At 70.4% G+C, this 22,396-nt stretch carries 14 protein-coding genes; 3 read left to right on the top strand and 11 right to left on the bottom strand.

Going from position 1 to position 22,396, the window contains the following annotated elements; all coding sequences use genetic code 11:
• Positions 1-46 precede the first annotated feature (46 nt).
• Both KCH87_RS28385 and nrdR read right to left on the bottom strand, forming a co-directional pair.
• On the bottom strand, positions 47-2,941 hold the full coding sequence (locus tag KCH87_RS28385) for a vitamin B12-dependent ribonucleotide reductase (protein WP_210589131.1): 2,895 nt from the start codon (positions 2,939-2,941) through the stop codon (positions 47-49).
• A 165-nt stretch (positions 2,942-3,106) separates the two neighbouring features.
• A complete protein-coding gene (gene nrdR / locus KCH87_RS28390) occupies positions 3,107-3,658 on the bottom strand; it encodes a transcriptional regulator NrdR (protein WP_210589132.1) in 552 nt (183 codons plus the stop codon).
• A gap of 566 nt (positions 3,659-4,224) precedes the next feature.
• Between nrdR and lexA the strand changes: the two genes are divergently transcribed.
• Positions 4,225-5,004: a transcriptional repressor LexA gene (lexA, locus tag KCH87_RS28395; RefSeq protein ID WP_210589133.1), complete on the top strand. Its 780-nt coding sequence runs from the start codon at positions 4,225-4,227 to the stop codon at positions 5,002-5,004.
• Positions 5,005-5,118: 114 nt separating this feature from the next.
• Here the strand turns inward: lexA and KCH87_RS28400 are convergent, their stop codons facing one another.
• The 6 genes from KCH87_RS28400 to KCH87_RS28425 all read right to left on the bottom strand — a co-directional run bounded on the left by KCH87_RS28400 (position 5,119) and on the right by KCH87_RS28425 (position 14,227).
• A complete protein-coding gene (locus tag KCH87_RS28400) occupies positions 5,119-7,164 on the bottom strand; it encodes an ATP-dependent DNA helicase (protein WP_210589134.1) in 2,046 nt (681 codons plus the stop codon).
• 510 nt (positions 7,165-7,674) lie between these two features.
• Positions 7,675-8,406, bottom strand: a complete 732-nt coding sequence (locus tag KCH87_RS28405; protein ID WP_210589211.1) for a GNAT family N-acetyltransferase — start codon at positions 8,404-8,406, stop codon at positions 7,675-7,677.
• A gap of 470 nt (positions 8,407-8,876) precedes the next feature.
• The gene (locus KCH87_RS28410) at positions 8,877-10,946 is read right to left on the bottom strand and encodes an IucA/IucC family siderophore biosynthesis protein (RefSeq protein WP_374199046.1); all 2,070 of its coding nucleotides are present in this window, start codon (positions 10,944-10,946) and stop codon (positions 8,877-8,879) included.
• A gap of 154 nt (positions 10,947-11,100) precedes the next feature.
• Positions 11,101-12,672 (bottom strand): diaminobutyrate--2-oxoglutarate transaminase family protein, encoded by a 1,572-nt coding sequence (locus tag KCH87_RS28415; RefSeq protein ID WP_210589213.1) that lies wholly within the window; start codon positions 12,670-12,672, stop codon positions 11,101-11,103.
• Between the two features lie 302 nt (positions 12,673-12,974).
• Positions 12,975-13,829 (bottom strand): hypothetical protein, encoded by an 855-nt coding sequence (locus KCH87_RS28420; RefSeq protein ID WP_210589135.1) that lies wholly within the window; start codon positions 13,827-13,829, stop codon positions 12,975-12,977.
• A complete protein-coding gene (locus KCH87_RS28425; protein WP_210589136.1) occupies positions 13,829-14,227 on the bottom strand; it encodes a hypothetical protein in 399 nt (132 codons plus the stop codon). Before KCH87_RS28425 ends, KCH87_RS28420 begins: the two co-directional genes overlap by 1 nt.
• A gap of 143 nt (positions 14,228-14,370) precedes the next feature.
• On the opposite strand from KCH87_RS28425, the gene KCH87_RS28430 reads away from it, so the two are divergent.
• Complete coding sequence (locus KCH87_RS28430; protein ID WP_210589137.1) at positions 14,371-15,036, top strand: hypothetical protein; 666 nt, start codon at positions 14,371-14,373, stop codon at positions 15,034-15,036.
• Between the two features lie 9 nt (positions 15,037-15,045).
• Positions 15,046-18,066 (top strand): CHAT domain-containing tetratricopeptide repeat protein, encoded by a 3,021-nt coding sequence (locus KCH87_RS28435; RefSeq protein WP_210589138.1) that lies wholly within the window; start codon positions 15,046-15,048, stop codon positions 18,064-18,066.
• Between the two features lie 479 nt (positions 18,067-18,545).
• On the opposite strand, the gene KCH87_RS28440 is transcribed toward KCH87_RS28435, so the two are convergent.
• From KCH87_RS28440 to KCH87_RS28450, 3 genes are all read right to left on the bottom strand, one after another.
• Positions 18,546-19,790 (bottom strand): mannosyltransferase family protein, encoded by a 1,245-nt coding sequence (locus KCH87_RS28440; RefSeq protein ID WP_210589139.1) that lies wholly within the window; start codon positions 19,788-19,790, stop codon positions 18,546-18,548.
• A gap of 36 nt (positions 19,791-19,826) precedes the next feature.
• A complete protein-coding gene (locus tag KCH87_RS28445; RefSeq protein ID WP_247196975.1) occupies positions 19,827-20,972 on the bottom strand; it encodes a glycosyltransferase family 39 protein in 1,146 nt (381 codons plus the stop codon).
• A gap of 116 nt (positions 20,973-21,088) precedes the next feature.
• Complete coding sequence (locus tag KCH87_RS28450; RefSeq protein ID WP_210589141.1) at positions 21,089-22,333, bottom strand: glycosyltransferase; 1,245 nt, start codon at positions 22,331-22,333, stop codon at positions 21,089-21,091.
• Positions 22,334-22,396: the final 63 nt, after the last annotated feature.

Genomic DNA, 22,396 nt, shown 5'->3' on the forward strand with positions numbered 1-22,396 from the left:
ACACGTGGTCGGCGCCCTCAGTTGCAGGGACTAACTGTCAGCCGGGTCAGCTGCAACCGCTGGTCGAGCCGCAGCCCTCGCAGATGTAGCAGGAGCCGGCCCGCTGCATCTTCGTACCGCAGGAGAAGCACAACGGGGCGTCGGCCTGGATGCCCAGCTGCATCTCCACCAGCTCGGCGCTGGTGTGGGCCTGCTGCGGGGCAGGCTTGGCCGCCTCGATGACGGCCTTCGGCGTGGCGACGGCCTTCAGCTCCTGGGCGCGCGGCGCCGACTGGGCCAGGCCCTCGACGTCGACATCGTCGTCGGACGACTCGTACGAACCGGTCTCCAGGTGACGCTGACGCTCCTCGGCGGAGTGGATGCCGAGCGCGGAGCGCGTCTCGAAGGGCAGGAAGTCCAGCGCCAGACGGCGGAAGATGTAGTCGACGATCGACTGGGCCATCCGCACGTCCGGGTCGTCCGTCATACCGGCCGGCTCGAAGCGCATGTTCGTGAACTTCGAGACGTACGTCTCCAGCGGCACGCCGTACTGCAGACCCACCGAGACGGCGATCGAGAAGGCGTCCATCATGCCCGCGAGGGTGGAACCCTGCTTGGACATCTTCAGGAAGACCTCACCGAGACCGTCGTCCGGGTAGGAATTGGCGGTCATGTAACCCTCGGCGCCGCCGACGGTGAAGGAGGTCGTGATGCCGGGACGGCCCTTCGGGAGGCGCTTGCGGACGGGGCGGTACTCGACCACCTTCTCGACCGCGGTACGGATCGTTTCCTCGGCCTTGGCGGTGACCTCGGCCTTCTCCTTGTCCTTGGTCTTCGCGGAGAGGGGCTGGCCGACCTTGCAGTTGTCACGGTAGATCGCGAGCGCCTTGACGCCCATCTTCCACGCCTCGAAGTAGACCTCTTCGACGTCCTCGACGGTCGCCGTCTCCGGCAGGTTGACCGTCTTGGAGAGCGCGCCGGAGATCCACGGCTGGATCGCGGCCATCATGCGGACGTGGCCCATCGCGGAGATGGAGCGCTCGCCCATGGCGCAGTCGAAGACCTCGTAGTGCTCGTGCTTGAGGCCTGGGGCGTCGACGACATTGCCGTGATCGGCGATGTGGGCGACGATCGCCTCGATCTGCTCCTCCTGGTAGCCCAGGCGGCGCAGGGCCTGCGGGACGGTGCCGTTGACAATCTGCATCGAGCCGCCGCCGACCAGCTTCTTGAACTTGACCAGCGCGAGGTCGGGCTCGAGACCGGTGGTGTCGCAGGACATCGCGAGACCGATGGTGCCGGTCGGGGCGATGACCGAGGCCTGAGCGTTGCGGAATCCGTTCTTCTCGCCGAGGCGCAGGACGTCCTGCCAGGCCTCTGTCGCGGCGGCCCAGACCGGCGAGTCCAGGTCGTCCACGCGGACCGCCACGGCGTTGGCGTCGGAGTGCTGCTTCATGACGCGTTGGTGCGGCTGCGCGTTGCGGGCGTAGCCGTCGTACGGGCCGACGACCGCGGCGAGTTCCGCGGAGCGCTTGTACGAGGTGCCGGTCATCAGCGAGGTGATGGCGCCGGCGAGGGAGCGGCCGCCGTCGGAGTCGTACGCGTGGCCGGTCGCCATCAGGAGGGCGCCGAGGTTGGCGTAGCCGATGCCCAACTGGCGGAAGGCGCGGGTGTTCTCGCCGATCTTCTGCGTCGGGAAGTCCGCGAAGCAGATGGAGATGTCCATCGCGGTGATGACCAGCTCGACGACCTGCGAGAAGCGCTCGACCTCGAAGGACTGGTGGCCCAGGCCGTCGTCCTTCAGGAACTTCATCAGGTTCAGCGAGGCGAGGTTGCAGGACGTGTTGTCCAGGTGCATGTACTCACTGCACGGGTTCGAGCCGTTGATGCGGCCGGACTCCGGGCACGTGTGCCAGGCGTTGATGGTGTCGTCGTACTGGATGCCGGGGTCGGCACAGGCCCAGGCCGCCTCGGCCATCTTGCGGAAGAGCTCCTTGGCGTCGACCTCCTCGATGACCTCGCCGGTCATGCGGGCGCGCAGGCCGAACTTGTCGCCGTTCTCCACGGCCTTCATGAACTCGTCGTTCACGCGGACCGAGTTGTTGGCGTTCTGGTACTGGACGGACGTGATGTCGTCGCCGCCCAGGTCCATGTCGAAGCCCGCGTCCCGCAGCGCGCGGATCTTCTCCTCTTCCTTCACCTTGGTCTCGATGAAGCCCTCGATGTCGGGGTGGTCGACGTCGAGGATGACCATCTTGGCCGCGCGGCGGGTGGCGCCACCCGACTTGATCGTTCCTGCGGAGGCGTCGGCACCGCGCATGAAGGAGACGGGACCCGAGGCGTTGCCGCCCGAGGAGAGGAGTTCCTTGGAGGAACGGATACGGGAGAGGTTCAGGCCGGCGCCCGAGCCGCCCTTGAAGATCATGCCCTCTTCCTTGTACCAGTCGAGGATCGACTCCATGGAGTCGTCGACGGCCAGGATGAAGCAGGCGGAGACCTGCTGGGGCTGGGGCGTACCGACGTTGAACCACACCGGGCTGTTGAAGCTGAAGATCTGGTGCAGGAGGGCGTAGGCCAGCTCGTGCTCGAAGATCTCGGCGTCGGCGGGCGAGGCGAAGTACTTGTTGTCCTCGCCGGCCTTCCGGTACGTCTTCACGATGCGGTCGATGAGCTGCTTGAGGCTCACCTCTCGCTGCGGGGTGCCCACAGCGCCGCGGAAGTACTTGCTGGTGACGATGTTGACCGCGTTCACCGACCAGAAGTCGGGGAACTCGACGCCACGCTGCTCGAAGTTGACCGAGCCGTCGCGCCAATTGGTCATGACGACGTCACGGCGCTCCCAGGCCACCTCGTCGTACGGGTGTACGCCGGGGGTCGTGTGGATACGCTCGATACGCAGGCCCTTGGTCGCCTTGGTTCCCTTGGCTCGGGAACCTCGTGCCGGACCGCTCGCCGTCTCTGTCATGCCGCCTCCCTGTACGGGCTAAAACGCCCTGAAGTGCCACGATGTTCCCGTGACACGGTGTTCTGTCTGGTGCTGCGGGCACCTCTCGCTGCCGCCCGCAACAGGTCTTCGCTCGCCGCCGACCGGCCGGGCCCGGAGCCCTGAGGCCCGGGTCCGGCCCGCCTGTCAGTCGGCGGCGTTGGCGGGCACGGGGACCTGAGTGGTCCCTCCGGGCCCGCGATCGTCTTCCTGGCTCCCCGCGCGCACGTCTTCGTCGTCGGCGCCGGGACGTCGCGTCTCATCCCTGAGTTCCGCGATGGCGGCCTCGAAGTCCTCCAGCGAGTCGAACGCCCGGTAGACGGAGGCGAATCGCAGATAGGCGACGAGGTCGAGCTCCTGCAACGGGCCGAGTATGGCCAGCCCCACGTCATGGGTGGTCAACTCGGCGCTTCCGGTGGCCCGCACCGCCTCCTCGACCCGTTGGCCGAGCTGGGCGAGCGCGTCCTCGGTGACAGGTCGCCCCTGGCATGCCTTGCGCACGCCGTTGATGACCTTGGTACGACTGAAAGGCTCGGTGACTCCGGACCGCTTGACCACCATGAGCGAGCACGTCTCCACGGTCGTGAAACGACGGGAGCAGTCCGGACACTGGCGGCGCCTGCGGATCGACGTGCCGTCGTCGGTCGTACGACTGTCGACGACGCGGCTGTCGGGGTGCCTGCAGAAGGGACAGTGCATGAACTCCCAACCCTCCTCACAGCAGACTCAATAGCCTCGAAAGGCCACTTGGGCCCCTCGAAGCAGCCCCCAGCATAGGCGATGATCGAGGGCCCGAAGACCCGGGGGACCACAACTTCTGGGCTGCTGCTGCAATCCAACCACTACATGTGGGGATTGGCTCATACATGCAAGCCACTCGCGCGTGTCGCGCCCGTACTGGCACATGCCATACGGCAGCGCCGCCACTTCGGCGCGCGCGGATGCACAGCCGTACCGCTGCGACACATGCGGGGATACCGTGGGCACCGCAGGGAGAGGTCGTGCGACTCCCGCACAGATGAGGGTCGGTTCCGGGTTGACGGGATGCCTGATGGCAGACTGGCGCAACAACCCACAAGGTCGTCACCCCGGCGGTGAAGAGTACAACAATGGGCCCTTTTGTCCGCCAGGTGCCGCGTTAGCCATACACCCAGACACATGATCGCGGAAGGCGCTCCGCGATTTTTCACTCGAACGTGTGTTTGGCGCAACCTTTCGAAAGCAACTACCGTTGTCCAGCAGGGAGACCATCGAGAGGGGCCGACGTGACCACCACCGCAGACAGTGCCACCATCACTGCCCAGGACCGCTCCCAGGGCCGACTCGAGCCGGTGCATGCGATGAACGAAGCCACGAATCCCGAGGGGCACAAGCGGTCCCTGCCGGGCCGACCTCCAGGCATCCGGGCTGACAGCTCGGGCCTCACAGACCGGCAGCGCCGCGTCATCGAGGTCATCAGGGACTCCGTGCAGCGGCGCGGCTACCCGCCGTCGATGCGCGAGATCGGCCAGGCCGTCGGCCTTTCCAGCACCTCCTCGGTCGCACATCAGCTGATGGCACTGGAGCGCAAGGGCTTCCTGCGCCGCGACCCGCACCGCCCGCGCGCGTACGAGGTCCGCGGCTCCGACCAGGCCGCCTCCGTACAGCCCACGGACACCGCGGGCAAGCCGGCCGCGTCGTATGTCCCACTGGTCGGCCGCATCGCCGCCGGTGGCCCGATCCTGGCAGAGGAGTCGGTCGAGGACGTCTTCCCCCTCCCCCGCCAGCTGGTCGGCGACGGTGAGCTGTTCGTGCTGAAGGTCGTCGGCGACTCGATGATCGAGGCCGCGATCTGCGACGGCGACTGGGTCACGGTCCGCCGCCAGCCCGTCGCCGAGAACGGCGACATCGTGGCCGCGATGCTTGACGGCGAAGCCACCGTCAAGCGCTTCAAGCGCGAGGACGGCCACGTCTGGCTCCTCCCGCACAACTCGGCGTACGAGCCGATCCCGGGCGACGACGCCACCATCCTCGGCAAGGTGGTGGCTGTGCTGCGGCGCGTGTGACGGCTGCGGCGGGCGGGCCGACAAGCCCGCCCCCTGACCGGGCCCCGGAACCCCTGCGCCGGTTCCGGGGCCCTGTGCTGTCCGGCTCCACCCCTGATGGGGCGGAGCCGGTTCTTATTCCGCCTGTTTCGCCGGCGCATCTCCCGCCACTTGCGCTGCCGCGCCGATCCCCGTCTGTTGTGCTGCCGCGTCTCCCGTCCGTTGCGCTGCCGCGTCGATCGCGGCCAGCGACTTCCGGACCTGGTTGCGGTCCGTGGTGTACCAGAAGTCGGGCAGCGATGCCTTCAAATAGCCGCCGTAGCGCGCCGTGGCCAGCCGTTGATCCAGTACGGCAACCACGCCGCGGTCTCCCGACGCCCGTACGAGGCGGCCGGCGCCCTGGGCCATGAGCAGGGCCGCGTGGGTGGCTGCGACCGCCATGAAGCCGTTGCCGCCGGCGTCCTCCACCGCCTTCTGGCGGGCGCTCATCAGGGGATCGTCCGGGCGTGGGAAGGGGATCTTGTCCATGACGACCAGCTGACAGCTCGGGCCCGGGACGTCGACGCCCTGCCACAGCGACAGCGTGCCGAAGAGGCAGGTCTTGGGGTCGGCCCCGAAGTTCTTGATCAGCTCACCGAGCGTCTCCTCGCCCTGGAGGAGGATCGGGAACTCGGGGATGCGGGAGCGCAGTTCCTCGGCGGCCAGCTGGGCGGCCCGCATCGAGGAGAACAGGCCCAGGGTGCGGCCGCCGGCCGACTGGATCAGTTCGGTCAGCTCGTCCAGCATGTCCGCGCGGTCACCGTCTCGAGCGGGCCGCGACAAGTGCTTGGCGACGTAGAGGATGCCCTGCTTGCGGTAGTCGAAGGGCGAGCCGACATCTACGCCCTTCCACTGCGGGAGGTCGTCGCCCTCCGTGCCCTCGGGGGCCAGTCCCAGGGAAGCACCCACACCGTTGAAATCGCCGCCCAGCTTCAGGGTCGCTGAGGTCAGGACGACCGAGCGGTCGGTGAAGAGCTTCTCCCTGAGGAGGCCCGACACCGACATCGGGGCGACACGCAGGGAGGCGCCGAAGCGGTCATGGCGCTCGTACCAGACGACGTCCCACTCAGAGCCGTTCGTGATCCGCTCCGCGACGTCATGCACGGTCTCCACGGAGGCCAGGGCCTGCTTACGGACCGCATCCTCGTCCTGGACGGACTTGTCGCGGGTCGATCCGATCGCGGAGATGACGGTGCGGGCGGCATCACGCAGTGCCATGAGCGCGTAGCCGAGATCCTCCGGGATCTCCTCGAGACGGCCGGGCAGGGCCAGTTCCATCAGTCGCTCGAAGCCCTCGGCGGCGGTCTGGAGCTGGTCGGCGGCCTTCTCGTTGACGAGCTTCGCGGCGCGCCGCACCGCGCGGTTGACCTGGCCGGGAGTGAGCTCACCGGTGGCTGCACCAGTGACCCGGGAGACCAGTTCGTGCGCCTCGTCGACGATCAGTACCTCGTGCTGCGGGAGGACCGGGGCGCCCTCGATGGCGTCGATCGCGAGCAGCGCGTGATTGGTGACGATCACCTCGGCGAGCTTGGCGCGCTCGCGGGACATCTCGGCGAAGCACTCGGCGCCGTAGGCGCACTTCGTGGCCCCCAGGCACTCCCGCGACGAGACCGACACCTGCGCCCAGGCGCGGTCGGACACACCAGGGGTGAGGTCGTCGCGGTCACCGGTCTCGGTGTCCTGGGACCAGTCGCGCAGCCTGAGCAGGTCCTGGCCCAGCTTGCTGGTGGGGGCGGCTGCCTCGAACTGGTCGAAGAGGCCCTCCTCCTCGTCCTGCGGGACGCCCTCGTGGAGGCGGTGCAGGCACAGGTAGTTCGACCGGCCTTTGAGCATCGCGAAGTCCGGACGCCGGCGCAGCAGCGGGTGCAACGCCTCGACCGTGCGCGGCAGGTCCCGCTCCACGAGCTGGCGCTGGAGTGCGAGCGTGGCGGTCGCGACCACGACACGCTCCCCGTGCGCGAGCGCGGGCACGAGATAGCCGAGCGACTTCCCGGTGCCGGTGCCGGCCTGGACCAACAGATGGGAGGTGTCGTCGATCGCCTGCGCGACGGATTCGGCCATGGTCACCTGACCGGGGCGCTCCGTACCGCCGACGGCAGTGACGGCAGCATGCAGGAGTTCGGGGAGTGAGGGCTTCGTCATAGGGCGACCACCCTACGACCCACCACTGACAGACGAGTGGTCAAGGCCGGGGCGAGGGGCTGGATCAAGACCGCGGGATTCGCGGTGGGGGATCGGATCGGATCGGTTGCCGTTCGGGCGTGACCTGATCGGTGCGGAGGCGGCTCAGTGGGGGTGCGGATCGTTTCGGTTGTGTGCGCGGGTGGGTCGGTCGCGGGAACGGAGCCGGCGGGGCGATTCTGCGGAAATACGGGGCCGAGATCGGGTCGGGTACGTGGGATAGGCGGGTCCGTGGTCCAGCACCGACCGGTTGAGCCGGGCATTGCGTCGGTGGCTGGAGACCGGTGGCCGGAGATCGGCCCTGTCACAGCACCAACCGGCCTTTGGCAGGACGCCGACCGGACACGGGCAGGACGCCGCCGGCCTCGGGCCGCATGGCGCTGACCGGCTCGGTCCGAGATCGGTCCGGCGCGAGTGGGAACCGGATCGGCGCGAGCGGTGTACCAAAAGTGAGGACGCGACGACATGGCGTTACAGCAGATCGCGTAGGGAACGGTCTCGGACCATCAGGGCGGCCCGCTTGGCAGGCAGCTCAATCTCGGCGGAGAACCGGAAGCCTGCGCTCAGGAAGGCGGCTACGGAGGGGGTGTTGCGAAGGTCAGGTTCCGCGATGACGCGTGCGCAGGCGGGCCGCTTGTCGAGCGCGAGGTCGGCGACGGCTCTGAGCAGGGCGCTGCCGAGTCCCCGCCCGCGATCGGCGACACCACCGATGAGGAGGTGGATTCCGGTGTCGTGAGGTCGAGCGGGATAGTGACGGGCCAGCGGGTCGAGGTCCGCTCGGTAGATCTCCCAGTAGCTCATCGGCGTGCCCTCCAGCACGCCGAGGCAGGGGATGCTGCGTCCGTCGCCGGCGAGCTGGGCCCACACATGGTCCTCGGTCGCATTCTGGGATCCTCCCAGCCCCCAGAATGCTGCCACGGCAGGGTCGTTCATCCAGTGGCTGATGAGCGGCAGGTCCCGCTCGACGCTCACGGGGACGAACTGGAACAGGCCGACGGGCGTGACGGTCGGCCCCCAGTCGGCGACGCGGTCGAGCAGGTCATGGTCGAGCAGGTCATGGTCGAGCAGATCGTGGTCGGTCTGGGTGGAAGAGACGGAAGGAGGCGCGTCCGCACCGCGGCTCCGCTTCCCCTCGGTGTCGGCGTGCCTCCCTGCCTCGGCCCGCTCAAGTGCATCCGCTCGCCTCCCGGCGTGAGTGTGCACCTGCGCGTCCGTCCGGCCCGCGGCATGAGCGCACGTCCGGCCCCCTGCGTCGGCCTGTTCGTACGCGTCCGTGTGCTTCTCCACGTTGGCCTGCTCGTCCACGTCCGCCTGCTCGCCCGCATCCACCTGCTCGCCCGCATCCGCCTGCTCGTCCGCATCCGCCTGCCTGTACACGTCCGTCTGCTTCTCCGCGTCGGCCCGTTCCTTCGCGAGGAGCGCGATGAACTCGTCGGGCAGCCGGAGGTCGAGCGTGTCCTCGGCGTCCGTCCCCGGGAGGTCGCTCGTCCCGGTGCTGCCCTCGCCGGCATCAGGGCTTGGGCGGGTGCCGCTCTGGTCGGCGGGGGCGGGACCGCATTCGGTGACAGCTGCGGTACCGGCGTCGGCGCTCGCGTCGGTGGGAGGCACTGCGACGCTCCTCTCATCAGGCAGGGTGGGGCATGTTCCTCGGAATTGAAGGGAGTTGGCGATGTTCAGGAGTGGAGGGGGTTGGCGATGGTGACGTACACGGACTGGGTGTCGACCGGGCCGATCAGCTCGTCGAGGCCATGCAGCCGGGTCAGCAGGTTGGCCTTGCAACGAAGCACGGGTGAGTCGAGGAGGCGGGCGGGCATTGAGCTGCGCAAGCGTGCTGGGCCGGCAGCGACCTCGCCGAGGAATCGGCGGAAGGCGGCGAGCAGCAGTTGCTCACCGGCGAGGCGCTGGGAGCCGAACGCACCGATGAGACCGAGCACGTTGTTGATCGCCAGGTAGTAGGCGAAGCGCTCGTCGGTGACCTCGTCGGAGACAAAGGTGTCGCTGTGCCGGCCGACACCGGGCAGCCGGGCTTCGAGTTCCGCGCGCCGGGATTCGCGGAAGTAGTAGCCCTGGTTGTCCCGGTAGCGGCCGCCGGTGGGCCAGCCGTCGGCGTCCAGCAGGAGCAGCGTGTTCTGCTGGTGTGCCTCCAGCGCGATCCCCGCCTCCGCGTCCAGCCAGAGGATGGGGCGGACGACCTGTTCGAGGTAGCGGAGGAACCACTCGGCGGCAACCGCGCCCCGTGGGCGACCGGTCCGGTCGGCGAGGCGCGTGACCACCTCGGCCAGCCGGGACCTGACGGGTGCTCCCCACGGCCCGCCGGACGTGGAGTGGCCGGCCCTGCCCGATGGACGGCAGGGCCTGGGCGAGACGAGTCCTGCGATGCAGGAGACGTCGTCCGAAGGGCCGAACGGGTTGTGCCGGATCATCACGTCGAGGCCGGGCACGGGGTGGCCGTCCGGCGCGTCCACGGCGAGCCAGGCCGGGTCGCGGACGATGTCGAAGCCCGGGTGGACCGCCTGCCACTGCTTGGCCAGGCCGCTGCGCAGCAGACGGTGGACCTCGACGCCGCGGTGGAGCTCCTTGCGGAGGTTCTCCCGACGGGAGTTGGTGATGCGCAGCCCCAGGGACAGCTTGAGCATCGCGGGGGCGTCGGGACGGTAGACGGTTCGCACGGAGGAGGTGGGATGCCACGGAACGCCGTGCTCGCCGAGGTCACGGAGCAGTCCTGTGCCGAGCAGCTCCGCGGTCTCGGGGCGGTGGCGGACCTCGCGCAGTTGCCAGGGATGCAGCGGGAGGGCTGCGTAGCCGTCGGGCAGAGGCAGTTCCGCCTCGGCCAGTCGTGCTGTGAGGTTCAGCGCCGGGACGGGGCGGCCGCGTTCGGTCCAGGCGGAGTCGGTGGCGAGCAAGGAGGAGGCGACAGCGAGCCAGTGCAAGGGGAAGGAGCCGCGCAGCTCGGGTGAGTACCGCTGTACTTCGCCCTCGGAAAGACCTCCGCGGCTCTTCGGGGTCGGGTGCAGCGGGTGGCCGAGGAGGAGTGCCTGTTCAGCCGCGAGGAAGACATCGGGCACGTCGGATGGGTGCTGCCGGCGGTCCGTGATGAAGGAGGTGGTCAGTCGGACGGAGTCGGCGACGCGGGCGATGAGGTCGGTGCGATCGGCGGTGTCGGGGGCGGTGCTCTCGGCAGGGTTGGGGCTGGCGTCGGAGGCCGTGGCAGGCTCGTCGGCCGTTCCTGCTCCCGGAGTTGTCTCCCTGGTGAGGAGCGCCGCGACCGTGACGGCGTCGGCCGGTGGGGATGTCTCCGGGGCGTCGGCAAGGCGGGGCGAGCCGAAGCGGTGGCAGCCCGTCCGGGACCAGTAGTGGACCGGGACGAGCAGGGTCGTGCCGCTGGCCGGCAGGGGGATGCGGAGAGTGTCGGTGTCGGGAGCGGGGAGGTCGGTCTCGCGTACCCAGCAGCGCAGCAGGTTCTCTACGGCCGCGGCCTGGGCCGCCGTGTGCGGGTCGGCATGTTCCAGGAGGTCGACGGCGGCACCGTGTGGCCGTCCGGCGTCGAGGGCTCCGTCCTGCTCGGGTGGGCCTTCCCGGTCGGGAGCTCCGCCCTGCTCCGGGACCCTTTCGGGCCGCTCTGCGGGTGACGGGGAGGTCGGCTCGTCCGTCGCCGTCAGGGGACTCCCGGGCTCGGTGGAGCGTCGCGGATCCGTGTGGGCGTGGTCGTGGGCGTCGGCGTCGGGTGCGGGGGTGGTGTTCAACGCAGTTCCTCGTGAGGCGGTTCTGGCTCGTTGCGCGACGAGATATGGAGGTGAGACGGCATGTGCGAAAGGGCCGACCGGGCGGCGGGCCGGTGCCCGAACCAGCGGTGCGCGCACGGACGTTCAGGGTCGGCCCGCGCCCTGGTCGCCGGGCCTACCCCGCTCGCTCGGCACGGGCGCCGTTACGTCGGCGCGACTGGTGCGTCTCGTCGGGACGGGTGTGACCGCGGGCCACCGCGGCCACGGCGTCGGCCAGTCGGTCGAGCACCGCGGCCGCCTGTTCGTCGCTGATCGTCAGTGGCGGCAGGAGCCGTACGACGCTCGAGTGCCGACCGCCGAGTTCGACGATCAGGCCTCGGCGCAGGCACTCCCGCTGTACGGCGGCCGCGATGTCGGGAGCGGCGGGACGAGGGGCACGAACGGCTCCCTGAGCATCCGTAGGGCCAACTGCCCTGTCAGAGCGGTCGCGTGCCGTCGCCCCCGCGCCTGCCCGACCGTCAGCAGGATCCGAACCGCTCCTCAATCCCACACCGCCTCCCGCCGGATCGCCCCCGACACCCCCCTCCCCCTCAGCCCCCGGCTCGGTTTCCGCGCTCGCCTCCGCCTCCAGATCCACCAGCTCAACCCCGATCATCAGCCCCCGCCCCCGCACATCGCCCACGCAAGGGAACTCATCAGCAAGGGAGTGAAGTTGGGAAAGCATCCGAGTGCCGAGATCGGCAGCCCGCTCGGCGAGTCGGTTCTCGCGGACGTAGGCGAGGGTCGCCGTCCCGGCGGCCATGGCGAGCTGGTTGCCGCGGAACGTGCCTGCGTGGGCGCCGGGTTCCCAGACGTCGAGGTCGTCGCGGTAGACCACGAGCGCCAGCGGCAGGCTGCCGCCGATGGCCTTGGAGAGGACCATCACGTCGGGGGTGACTCCGCTGTGCTCGACCGCCCAGAAGGCGCCGGTGCGCCCGACTCCCGTCTGGACCTCGTCGGCGATCAGCGGGATGGACCGAGCGGCGGTGATCTCCCGCATACGGCGCATCCAGGTGTCGGGCGCGGGCATCACCCCGCCCTCGCCCTGCACGGGTTCGAGGATCATCCCGGCGGGGCGCGGCACCCCGGACTTCGGGTCGTCGAGAACGGATTCGGTCCAGCGGGCGGCGAGTTCGGCACCGCGTGGGCCGCCGATGCCGAACGGGCAGCGGTAGTCCTGCGGATAGGGCAGCCGTGTGACCCGCACGTCGAAGGCGTGCCCGGACGCTTCGAGGGCGCCGGCGGTCATCCCGTGGTAGGCGCCGGTGAAGGCGAGCATCCCGGTGCGCCCGGTGGCGGACCGTACGAGCTTGAAGGCGGCCTCCACCGCGTCCGTGCCGGCCGGTCCGCAGAACTGCACGCGCGCGCGGTCGGCGAGGCCGCGCGGCAGGGTGCGGAACAGCTCGGTGATGAAGGCGTCCTTGACGGGTGTCGCCAGGTCGAGGACGTGCAGCGGCGCGCCGGAGTCGAGAACGTTGCGGATCGCCTCCAGGACGACGGGGTGGTTGTGCCCCAGGGCGAGGGTTCCGGCGCCGGAAAGGCAGTCGAGGTAGCGGCGTCCGTCCGCGCCCTCGATGGTCAGTCCGCGTGCCCGCACGGGCACGATCGGCAGGGCGCGCGCGTAGGTGCGCGCCGCCGATTCGCGCGCCGACTGGCGCCGCAGGATCCCCTCGTGCACGGAGCCCGTCCCCGCGGACTGGCGCACCATGGACACGCCCGCCGACTCGGTGATTCCCCCGGGCGCAGACTCGGTCACGGTCACGGCTCCCTGTCCTCCGGCTGTCCAGGGGTGCCCGAGTCCCGGCAGCACCGCCCGACATCCGACACCCGACCTTGCTCGCGCGCTTGGCGCAGGGGACCGCACACGCAGACAGCAGGCCGCCCCCCACCGCTACCAACCGCCCACCGCCGGCCTGGTTACGGGTTGCTTCAAGATCCTTGCCGTGATGGAACCGTTGCCGGTCCGGAAGGGCTCCAGGTGAACAGGCATCTCACAGCCAACGCTGACACTCACGCCTCGCCCCGCTGCTGGGGCGTACCTCCCTTGTGCAGTTGGTCGTTGATCGCGTCGGCGACGGACGGCGGTAGCGCCTTGCCCGGCTCCAGGTGATGGCCGAGCTCCTCGGCGAGGGTTCGGTGCTGGAGGTCCACCGTGGCCTCGACGGCGTCGGCGAAGACAGCCGCCGCGAGCCGGGCGCGTCGCCAGCCCGCCGCGAACACCACGCCCGCCACGATCGCCGCCGGCCACCAGAACACCGTCAGGACCGCGTAACACGCGGCCCACCCGGCGATCGTGCAGGCCAGATCGATACGGGCCCGCGCCTGCTGGACCAGCGCCCGGGTGTCGTCGTCCACCAGCTGCCACAGTCGGGGCCAGATGAGCGCGAGGGACAGCCCGTACTGGGCACTGATCCTGGTGTCGGCCAGGAGCAGCCGGTCGCCGATCCAGGTGGCCGTCTGCGGCAGGTAGTCGGCGGGCAACCACGTCTGTGCCGTACGAAGCCGTGCCCGTGCCCTGCCGGCCCGCCACCGAGTGAGCCTGCCGCCGAGCGCTGCCAGCGGGCCGCGCCAGCGCCCGAGCCACAGCGCTCGTACGGCGCCGCCGACCAGGCGTGCCACCGAGCTGATCGCGACGGCGGCGCCCACCGCGAGCAGCCCGTACGCGAACGCCTCCGCCGGGCGGTCTCGTACGAGGGAGCCCACCGACCGTGCGCCGGCTTTGACTTCGGCGAAGGAGAAGGCGTGGGAGTGGCCGAGCCGCACCGCAAGTGCGGCGACCGTGACCCACAGCGCGCCCGGTCCCAGGGTCGAGGCGAGCCATCGGTCGGGCAGGCGCCTGGTCACCTCGACCATCAGGGCGCTCATCAGGGCCCTTGGTCCGCGGCCCGGCGTACGAACGTCATGTGTTCGTCCGACAGCGCGCAGCGGGGCGGTCGGCCGTGGTCGTCCCGGTCGGCGCGGCGCGCACAGCGTCGTAGCGGGCATACGTAGTCGCCCATGAGTACGGGCGGGGGCAGCCAGTCGGTGGTCGCGCCGTCGATGCCGGACTCGCCGCCGCGCGTCCCCGGTCTGCCGTCGGGGCGTAGGTCCAGGGCCAGTTCGCGGCACGCCGCGACCGCGGAACCGCCTGCGGAGACCTCGGCGACGTGGCGATCGAGGATGTCCTCCCAGAACCCGCGCGCGGCACGGACGCGCAACGCCGGCAGCGCGGTGCACAACACGGTGATGGCCAGTCGTTCTTCGTCAACGTGCCGCTCGACCACGACCCACTCAGCCCTCTCTCCGCGCCAACCCGGCTACGGTTGGCGTTGGTTGACGAGCCTATCGGGCCTGTCGGGCCCTGTGGTGTGTCGTGTTGCGGCCGGGGAACGATCGGCGGCGCGATCAGGCGGAGGGGGACGAGCAAGTGGGATGGTTCAAGGGCTTGGTGCAGCGCCGTAGGTCGGTCGGTGCGGCGCCCACTGGAGTCTGCGACTCGTGCAACGCCGTGCTGGACCGTACGGCCGGATACTTCGTCTCGACGCGGGACGTCGTGCTCTCCAGGGCGTACTGGAAGGCCGCTTTCGAGCAATCGAAGCCGATGGTGGACGCGTTCGGCTTGGCGGACGGACAACTGCTCCAGTTTTTCCAGGACTCCCTGCATTCGACAGCCGGTCAGCAGTCTCCGTGGAGCATCTGCGAGGACTGTAGCGAGATGTTCGTCTTCGACCGCGATTCCGGGCGGTCGCACGCTGTCCGGAACACCAGGCCTCCCGGCTCGGGCAAGGTGGATCCTTCCGGGTGCGTGCTGTTCGCCGCCGCGGGGTGGGAGCAGGTCTTCGGCCGGTGGCCGGCGAATGTGACGCCGGAGGCCGTCATGGACTCCTGCGACCTCTGCCGGGCGAGCATGTACTCCGGTGAGTTCACCTTCACCGTTCCCGAGGACCGCATGGGTGAGTTCCGCGGCAACGGGTTCGTCGACGGCGACCCGGTGTGCCCGCCCCGCCCCGACAAGGGCGGCTGGGTGATCTGCCACACCTGTGCGGCCAGGCTCTTCGCCCGCTTCCACCGGGCGAGCCACACCCCGGAGTGAGCCGGTCCGATGGCATCCGTGTGGAGACGCAGGAGAGCACGTGCGTCGTACCAGAGCCAGAAGCTGGCCGAGCTCGGCATGGACTGGCTGGAGCGCTACGACCGGGGTGACGGGGCCGACAACATCGACCAGGCGGCCACCTGCTTCGAGCTCGCGCTGGCGAACACCCCCGACCACGACCCCGAACGTCCGACCCGGCTGATCCAGCTCGGCCTCGTCTACCGGGAACGCTTCGGGGCTCACGGTGTGCCAGCCGATCTGGACCGTGCGATCGGCTTCATCGAGCAGGCGGTGGAGTCCTCCCCCGACGACGAGCAGCTGACCACCGCTCTGTCCAACCTCGGCCTCGCCCACCGGGAGCGCTACCGCCACCGCGGGCTGGGCGCCGACCTGGACCGAGCGATCGCACTGTTCGAGCGGGTGCTGACGATCACCCGCGCTCCGGCTTCCGACCGGGCGGGCATCCTGTCCAACCTGGGCGGCGCCTACCTGTATCGCTTCGAGACCGGCGGATCTGCGGCCGATCTCGACCAGTCCATCCGGTGCCAGGAGCAGGCTGTCGCACAGACCTCCGAGGACCATCCGAGGAGGGCCGTCCGGACGTCCAACCTCGGCCTCGCCCACCTGACCCGCTACCGGCGTGCCGGAGCGACCGGCGATCTGGACCGGGCCATCGAGTGCATCGGACGGGCCGTGGCCGTCACCCGAGACGGCGACCCCGCTCTTGCCCAACGGCTGTCCAACCTCGGTGTGGCACACCGGGAGCGCTACGAGCGCCACGGCGCGGCCGTCGACCTGGACCGGGCGATCGCCCTGCTCGAACGGGCCGCGTCGTCCCTGCCGGACGGGCACCCCGACGCCCCGGCACTGGCGTCCAACCTGGGACGCGCCTACGTCGAGCGCTTCGAGTCGGGCGGCGTCCTCGCCGACCTGGACCGCGCCATCGAGCTCGATCAGCGGGCCCTCCCGAACGTTCCGCAGGGACACATCGCGCGGTCCACGATCCTGGCCAACCTCGGTGTCGCCCACATGCTGCGGCACCGCCGCAGCGGAGCACCGTCCCAGCTGGACCACGCCATCGACCTTCTCGAGGAGGCACTCGCCGAGAGCCCGGACGGCCACTTCGAACAGCCGATGCGGCTGGCGGAGTTCGCCCACGCCCTTCTCAACCGCTTCGAGAGTGCCGGAGCACCTGCCGATCTGACGCGGGCCATCACCCTCTACGAACGTGCCGTCGCGGCCATGCCGGAAGGACACGCCACGCGGCCGGGCACCCTGTCCGACCTCGCCTCCAGCTACGTACGCAGGTACGAACGCGACCGGGAGCCCGCCGACCTGGAGCGGGCGATCGACCTCCTCGAACAGTCGGTCGCCGCCGCCCCCGAGGGCCACGCACGACGCCCGATCTTCCTGACGAACCTCAGCCACGCCCATCTGCTGGGGCTGGACACGGGCGAGTCGCCCCCTGACCACGATGCGTTGCGCACGCTGGTTCAGGATGTCGCCTCGGTCGTGGCCGGGGCACCGCAGGACCGGGTCTGGGTCGGCCGGTCCGTGGGGACGCTCGCCCACGCGATGGGCGAGCACGCCACCGCCGTGCACGTACTCGACGCCGCGGTGGCGTTGCTGCCGACGGTCACCGCCAGGGATGCCGCGTGGAGCGACCAGGAGCACCGTCTCGGCAGCCATCTCGGCCTGGTGAGCGAGGCCGTCGCCGCCCACTGCGCGCTGGGCGACCCGACCGGTGCCTTGGAGATCGCCGAGCTCGGCAGGGGGGTCCTGCTCGCCGCACAGCTGGACTCCCGCACGGATCTCACCGACCTCGACAAGGCGCTGCCCGACCTCGCCACGGCATTCCGCCAGGTCCGTGACGAGCTCAACAGGCCCACGCCCGGCCCGACGGAGGAGCGGGCCCGGGCCTGGACCCGGCACGACGAACTGCTCACCGAGATCCGCCGGAACCCCGCCTTCCGCCGCTTCCTCCTCCCGCCACGCCTCGGCGAGCTGCGCACGGCCGCAGCCGACGGCACCGTGGTCATGGTCAACTCCGGTCGCCGGCGCGGGGACGCGATCCTCCTCGGCCCCGGCGGCGACCCGCTGACCGTGCCTCTGCCGGACCTCGTCCACAGCGACGTACACGCCTACGGCGAGGCTCTGCTGGAAGCCATCCACGAAACCGGCGGTTTCGCCGGAGTGCTGCGGCGCAACGTCCTGCCGAAGATCCTGGGCTGGTTGTGGGACACGATCGTGGAGCCGGTGGTCCGTGCCCTCCCCGCCACGGATCCGCGGCCGAGGGTGTGGTGGCTGCCCACCGGCCTCATCGGTCTGTTTCCCCTGCATGCCGCGGGGCACCCCGGCCGGCCCGGCGCCCTCGACGCGGTCGTGTCGTCCTACACGTCGACCCTGAGGGCGCTCGCCCACGCGCACGCCCGGCCCACCGCCCTCACCCGGCGCCAGCTCGTCGTAGCCCTGGCCCGCACTCCGGGGCTCGGCGACCTTCCCGGCAGCATCGCCGAGGCGGACAACCTGCACAGCCGCGCCCCCGACGCACCGTTGCTGTCCGACGAGGACGCCACCGTCAGCCAGGTGTTGGCCCACCTTCCCGAGTCCACCTGGGCTCACTTCGCGTGCCACGCCGGCGCCAATCTCTCCGCCCCTTCGGAGGGAGGACTACGGCTGTACGACGGCACCCTGACCATCCCGGAGATCAGTAGGCTCCAGCTGGCCGACGCCGAACTCGCCTATCTGTCCGCGTGCTCGACCGCGCACCGGGGCTGGCAGCACGCCGAGGAGTCCATCCACCTGGCGTCGGCCTTCCAGCTGGCGGGGTTCCGGCACGTCATCGCGACCCTCTGGCCCCTGGCCGACGACATCGCCGCCACCGCCGCCCACGCCTTCTACCGAGCCCTTCCGCCGAGCCCCACCGCGGTCGACGTCGCCCAGGCGTTGCACCAGGTCACCCACACCCTCCGCGCCCAGCACCCCACCCACCCCGACCTCTGGGCTCCGCTGATCCACAGCGGGCCATAGCGGGCCTGGCCGTCCCCGCGCGCGGACGCTCAGTGCGTTCGGATTCCGAACCGGGCCCTCCACGACCCCGGTGCGACGGCACGCTGGCCGTCGACGCCGATCCACGCCGGTGCGTCGGGTGCCTTGAATATCCCGCCGCAGTCGCGGTGCCGCATCTTGCGAGCCCGGGATTTGATCACGAAGGGCAGAATGCAGTCGTTGCAGATCCAGCGCCCGCAGCGGTCGCACCGCCACGCCTCCATGGCGCTCGACAAGTTGCGGGCGGTGTCATCGAGAGGGCCGGCGGACGGAGAGGGCCCTCCCCAAAGCTGTTCTGTCAGAGCCTGGTGTTTCGACTCCATCTGATCGGGGGGCACCGGCCGGGCACAGATTCCGCACGATTCCGCAGAGTGTCGCTCACTGTCGGCTGTCACGGTAGCCACTCATACCCCGTGGACGGCGTCCCACTCGGCCACCGATTCGGGGCGGTCTCCATTCGGTCAGCCGGCCCAGCGGCCCGAAGTGAACGTCACCGCGAGGACCACCATCAGCGGTGCCACCATGGCGAGATACGCGTCCCTGACCCAGTCGCGCCGCAGACTCCAGTGGGCCAGGCCGGTCCACAGGGGCCACCAGAGCAGGGCGGCGCGGGGAACCGACAGATACCAGTAGGACGTTCCCAGGGCCCAGAGGTTGAGCGCGATGAACACGGCCTCCGGCCAGCGGCGCCGGTACAGCAGCAAGGACAGAAGCAGCAGCCCGGTCGCCATCCCTGCCAGCTCCAGCTGGAACTCCCAGGCGTAGCCGGTGTTCTGGAGGTGGCCGAAGGCGTTCTGCCAGGTGTGCCGGAAGGCTTCGGCCGGGGTGTGGAAGTCCCGGTACCAGCCGCGTTCCTGGGCGTGCTTCCAGGCCAGCCAGTCTCCGGTGTGCGCGTGCAGATAGACCGTGTAGGCCGCGGCGGGCACGGCGGGCAACGCGCACCAGGACAGCGCGCGCAGTCGCCGCGTGCCACGGTGGCCGTCGCTGGCCGTCAGGAACTCGACCGCGATAGCGGTGGCCAGGAACAGTCCGCTGACCCGCGTGGTGGTGGCCGCCGCCCCGAGGAGGCCGGCGAGGAGCCAGTTGCGGTTCTTCGCCGCGAGCCAGGCCGGCAGCGCGAACGCGAGGAAGAGCGACTCGCTGTATCCGGCGGCCAGGAACACCGCGGTGGGCGACAACAGCAGGAAGACGACGGCCCGTTGACCGGCCCGGGCGCCGTCCGGACGGCCCAGCCCGGCGATCCGGGCCAGCGCCACCACGGCCACGGCACCGCTGACCAGGGAGATCAGCAGCCCGGCCGCGGTCCAGTCGGCGATCACGGTGTGTACGGCGTGCAGAGTGAACGGGAAGCCCGGGAAGAAGGCCACGCGGTTGTCGGACGCGGGATCGATCCCGGGGAAGGAGCCGAAGTAGCCGTGTTCCGCTATGTGTTGGTAGTGCGCCCAGTCCCACTGCTCCCAGTGCGACAGCCAGGGGGCGGGTGTCTTGACGTCTCCCTCTTTGGGGAACAGCCACGCGGTGCAGTAGGCGACGAGCCACAGCCCCAGACGCGTGAACACGTAGAGCCGCAGCACCCGGCGGTCCCCGGGGGTCAGCCGGTGGAGCAGCCGCCGTACCCGGGCGCCGGGGACCTGGGGTTTTTGTCCCGGGGCCCGGTGTGCCGAACTCGCCTCCGACGGTCCGGAAGTGGGCAGGGTCGTGGTCATCGTCCGTCCGTTCTGTGATGCGTGGGGTCGGCCGGGTTACGGGACGCCGAGTTCGAAGAGGACGTAGCCCGCGTACGAGCCGGAGGCGACGGCGGCGATGCCGAGCACCGTGCACTGGAGGGGCAGGCTGAGGCGGCGCAGGGCGACGGCTAGCGGGATGAACAGCGGGAACGCCGGGAGCAGATAGCGGGAGACGTTGCCGAAGATCTGCTGGCTGCCCAGGACCAGGGCGAGGGTGAGGACCGGGTAGACGACCAGGACGGCCGGCGGACGCAGCCGGATCAGCAGCGGGACGAGCACCACCGCCAGCAGGACCACACCGACGCCGATGAGGTCCGCGAAGGGCCACGCGAAGAGGTAGTCGTTGTGGCCCACGGCGACGGAGGTGATGACGTCCAGGGTCTGGCGGCCGTAGTCGAACTCGTGGGCCCAGGCACCCGACTGGAGCTTGAAGTAGCCGCCGTAGTCGCCCATGCGGTGGCCCACCCAGAGCAGATAGCCGAGCAGTCCCAGCGGGGCGACGGCCACCGCGGCCAATGGGCGCAGGATGCCTTCCCGGCGCCGGTGCCGGTGGACCGCGAGGAGCGCGGCGACGGCGAGTGCGGCGATCAGGGCGCCGGCGGTGGGGCGGTTGAGCCCGGCCGCGCAGGTGAGGAGACCGGCGGTGAGCCAGCGTCTGGTCATGACGGCGTAGCAGGCCCAGGCGGCCAGGGCGACGTAGAGGGAGTCGGAGTAGACCGCCCACTCCACGCCGGAGCCGGGCCAGACGGCCCATAGACCGGCCGCGGCCAGCCCGGCCCGTCGGCCGCCGAAGTGTGCGGTCACGGCATAGATCGCCAGGGCGGCCACGAAGGACGAGACGATGGAGACGACCAGGCCGGCGCCGTAGAGTCCGAGGCCGGTGACCTCGGAAACGAGCCGCATCAGCGCCGGGTAGAGCGGGAAGAAGGCCGCCGAGTTCCCCTCGATGGTGACCAGTGCGGTGGCTCCGGGGATCGGGCGGAGTTCGGGGTGGTAGCCGTGCGCGGCGATCTGCTGGTACCACCAGCCGTCCCACGTGGCCAGCACTTCCCAGGGATGGGCGCCGCCGCCGAAGCGCGGGTTCTTCGTCCGGAAGTCCCCGGCGGAGTCCAGCAGGTACATGAAGACGGAGAAGCCGATGAGCTTCAGTACGCCGTACATCGCCAAGGGCGGACCGTAGCGCTCGGCGGTGCGGCGCAGCTGCCGGCGGCGGTCGGGCACGGCACGGTACGGGGGCACGGTGGTGGGCCGGGCCGTGAGCGTCGTGTTCGTGGGGTTCATGAGGCGCTCCGTCCCGGTGACCGGGTGCCGAACACCCAGGCCCGCAGGAGCAGGAACCGCAGCAGCGTCGCAGCGAGGTTGGCGGCGACCAGCACGGCGAGTTCGGTGCGGTGGGTCGCGGTGGGGGCCGTGTGGTGCAGGGCGGCGAGCGATCCGCTGGTGAGCGCCAGGCCGATGAGGAAGGTCACCAGACCCCGGGCCTGGTGACGCAGGGCGCCGCTGCGGCCGCGGAGCCCGAAGGTGAGCCGCCGGTTCGCGGCCGTGTTGGCGACGGCGCAGGCCAGCAGGGCCAGCGCGTTGGCGGCCTGCGGTCCCGCCGCCGGACGCAGCACCGCGTACAGCAGCAGGTATCCGAGGGTGCTGACGGCTCCTACGGCCGCGAAGCGCGCCAGTTGCGTGACCAGTCCGCGGGTCGGCTCGTCGGCGTCCCGGTGCAGCGTGGCCGGCGGCAGGGTGCCGCGGGCCAGGGCGCGGCCGATCCGGGCGATGCCGCGCAGGTCGGCCAGCGCGGTGGCGAGGAGGTCGACCCGGCTGTCGGGGTCGTCCACCCAGTCCACCGGCACCTCGTGGATCCGTAGCCCGGCCCGCTCGGCGATCACCAGCAGTTCGGTGTCGAAGAACCACCCGGAGTCCTGTACGAGGGGCAGCAGTTGCTCGGCGACCTCGCGCCGCACCGCCTTGAATCCGCACTGCGCGTCGGAGAAGCCCACGGCGAGGGTGGAGCGCAGCAGGACGTTGTAGCAGCGCGAGATGATCTCTCTCTTCGGACCGCGCACCACCCGGGAGCCGTGGGCCAGCCGTGTGCCTATGGCGAGGTCCGAGTGCCCGGAGATCAGCGGGGCCACCAGTGGGAGCAGCGCGGCCAGTTCGGTCGACAGGTCGACGTCGACGTACGCCAACACCGGGGCCCGCGACTGCGACCAGGCCGCCCGCAGCGCACGGCCCCTGCCCTTCTCGGCCAGCCGGATCCACTCCGCCTCGGGCAGTTCGCCGGCCAGCCGGGCGGCGATCCGTGGAGTGGAGTCGGTGCTGGCGTTGTCGGCGACGGTGATGCGGAACGGATACGGGAACGTTTCGCGCAGATGCGCGTGCAGCCGCCGTACGCTGCGCTCCAGATCCGCTTCCTCGTTGAACACCGGCACGACGACGTCCAGGACGGGCTCCGGGTGGTGCGCGGGGACCGGGGTGGGGCGGGGCAGACCCTCCGTGCCCGCCGCTGTCAGCGTGCCGTCATTTCTCATGGTTTGTTCCTGTCTGCGTTCTGGTCCGGGGCAAACGGAAGGCACGCGCGGCGCTGGGTGAGG

The organism is Streptomyces sp. GESEQ-35, from assembly GCF_017948485.1.
In the GTDB taxonomy this organism is placed as follows: Bacteria; Actinomycetota; Actinomycetes; order Streptomycetales; family Streptomycetaceae; genus Streptomyces.

Coding starts and splice junctions, on each gene's coding strand:
- KCH87_RS28445 (WP_247196975.1), bottom strand. CDS start 20,972: ATGTACGGCGTACTGAAGCTCATCGGCTTCTCCGTCTTCATGTACCTG.
- nrdR (WP_210589132.1), bottom strand. CDS start 3,658: ATGCACTGTCCCTTCTGCAGGCACCCCGACAGCCGCGTCGTCGACAGT.
- KCH87_RS28420 (WP_210589135.1), bottom strand. CDS start 13,829: ATGAGCGCCCTGATGGTCGAGGTGACCAGGCGCCTGCCCGACCGATGG.
- KCH87_RS28440 (WP_210589139.1), bottom strand. CDS start 19,790: ATGACCACGACCCTGCCCACTTCCGGACCGTCGGAGGCGAGTTCGGCA.
- KCH87_RS28450 (WP_210589141.1), bottom strand. CDS start 22,333: ATGAGAAATGACGGCACGCTGACAGCGGCGGGCACGGAGGGTCTGCCC.
- KCH87_RS28435 (WP_210589138.1), top strand. CDS start 15,046: ATGGCATCCGTGTGGAGACGCAGGAGAGCACGTGCGTCGTACCAGAGC.
- KCH87_RS28415 (WP_210589213.1), bottom strand. CDS start 12,672: ATGGTGCGCCAGTCCGCGGGGACGGGCTCCGTGCACGAGGGGATCCTG.
- KCH87_RS28385 (WP_210589131.1), bottom strand. CDS start 2,941: ATGACAGAGACGGCGAGCGGTCCGGCACGAGGTTCCCGAGCCAAGGGA.
- KCH87_RS28400 (WP_210589134.1), bottom strand. CDS start 7,164: ATGACGAAGCCCTCACTCCCCGAACTCCTGCATGCTGCCGTCACTGCC.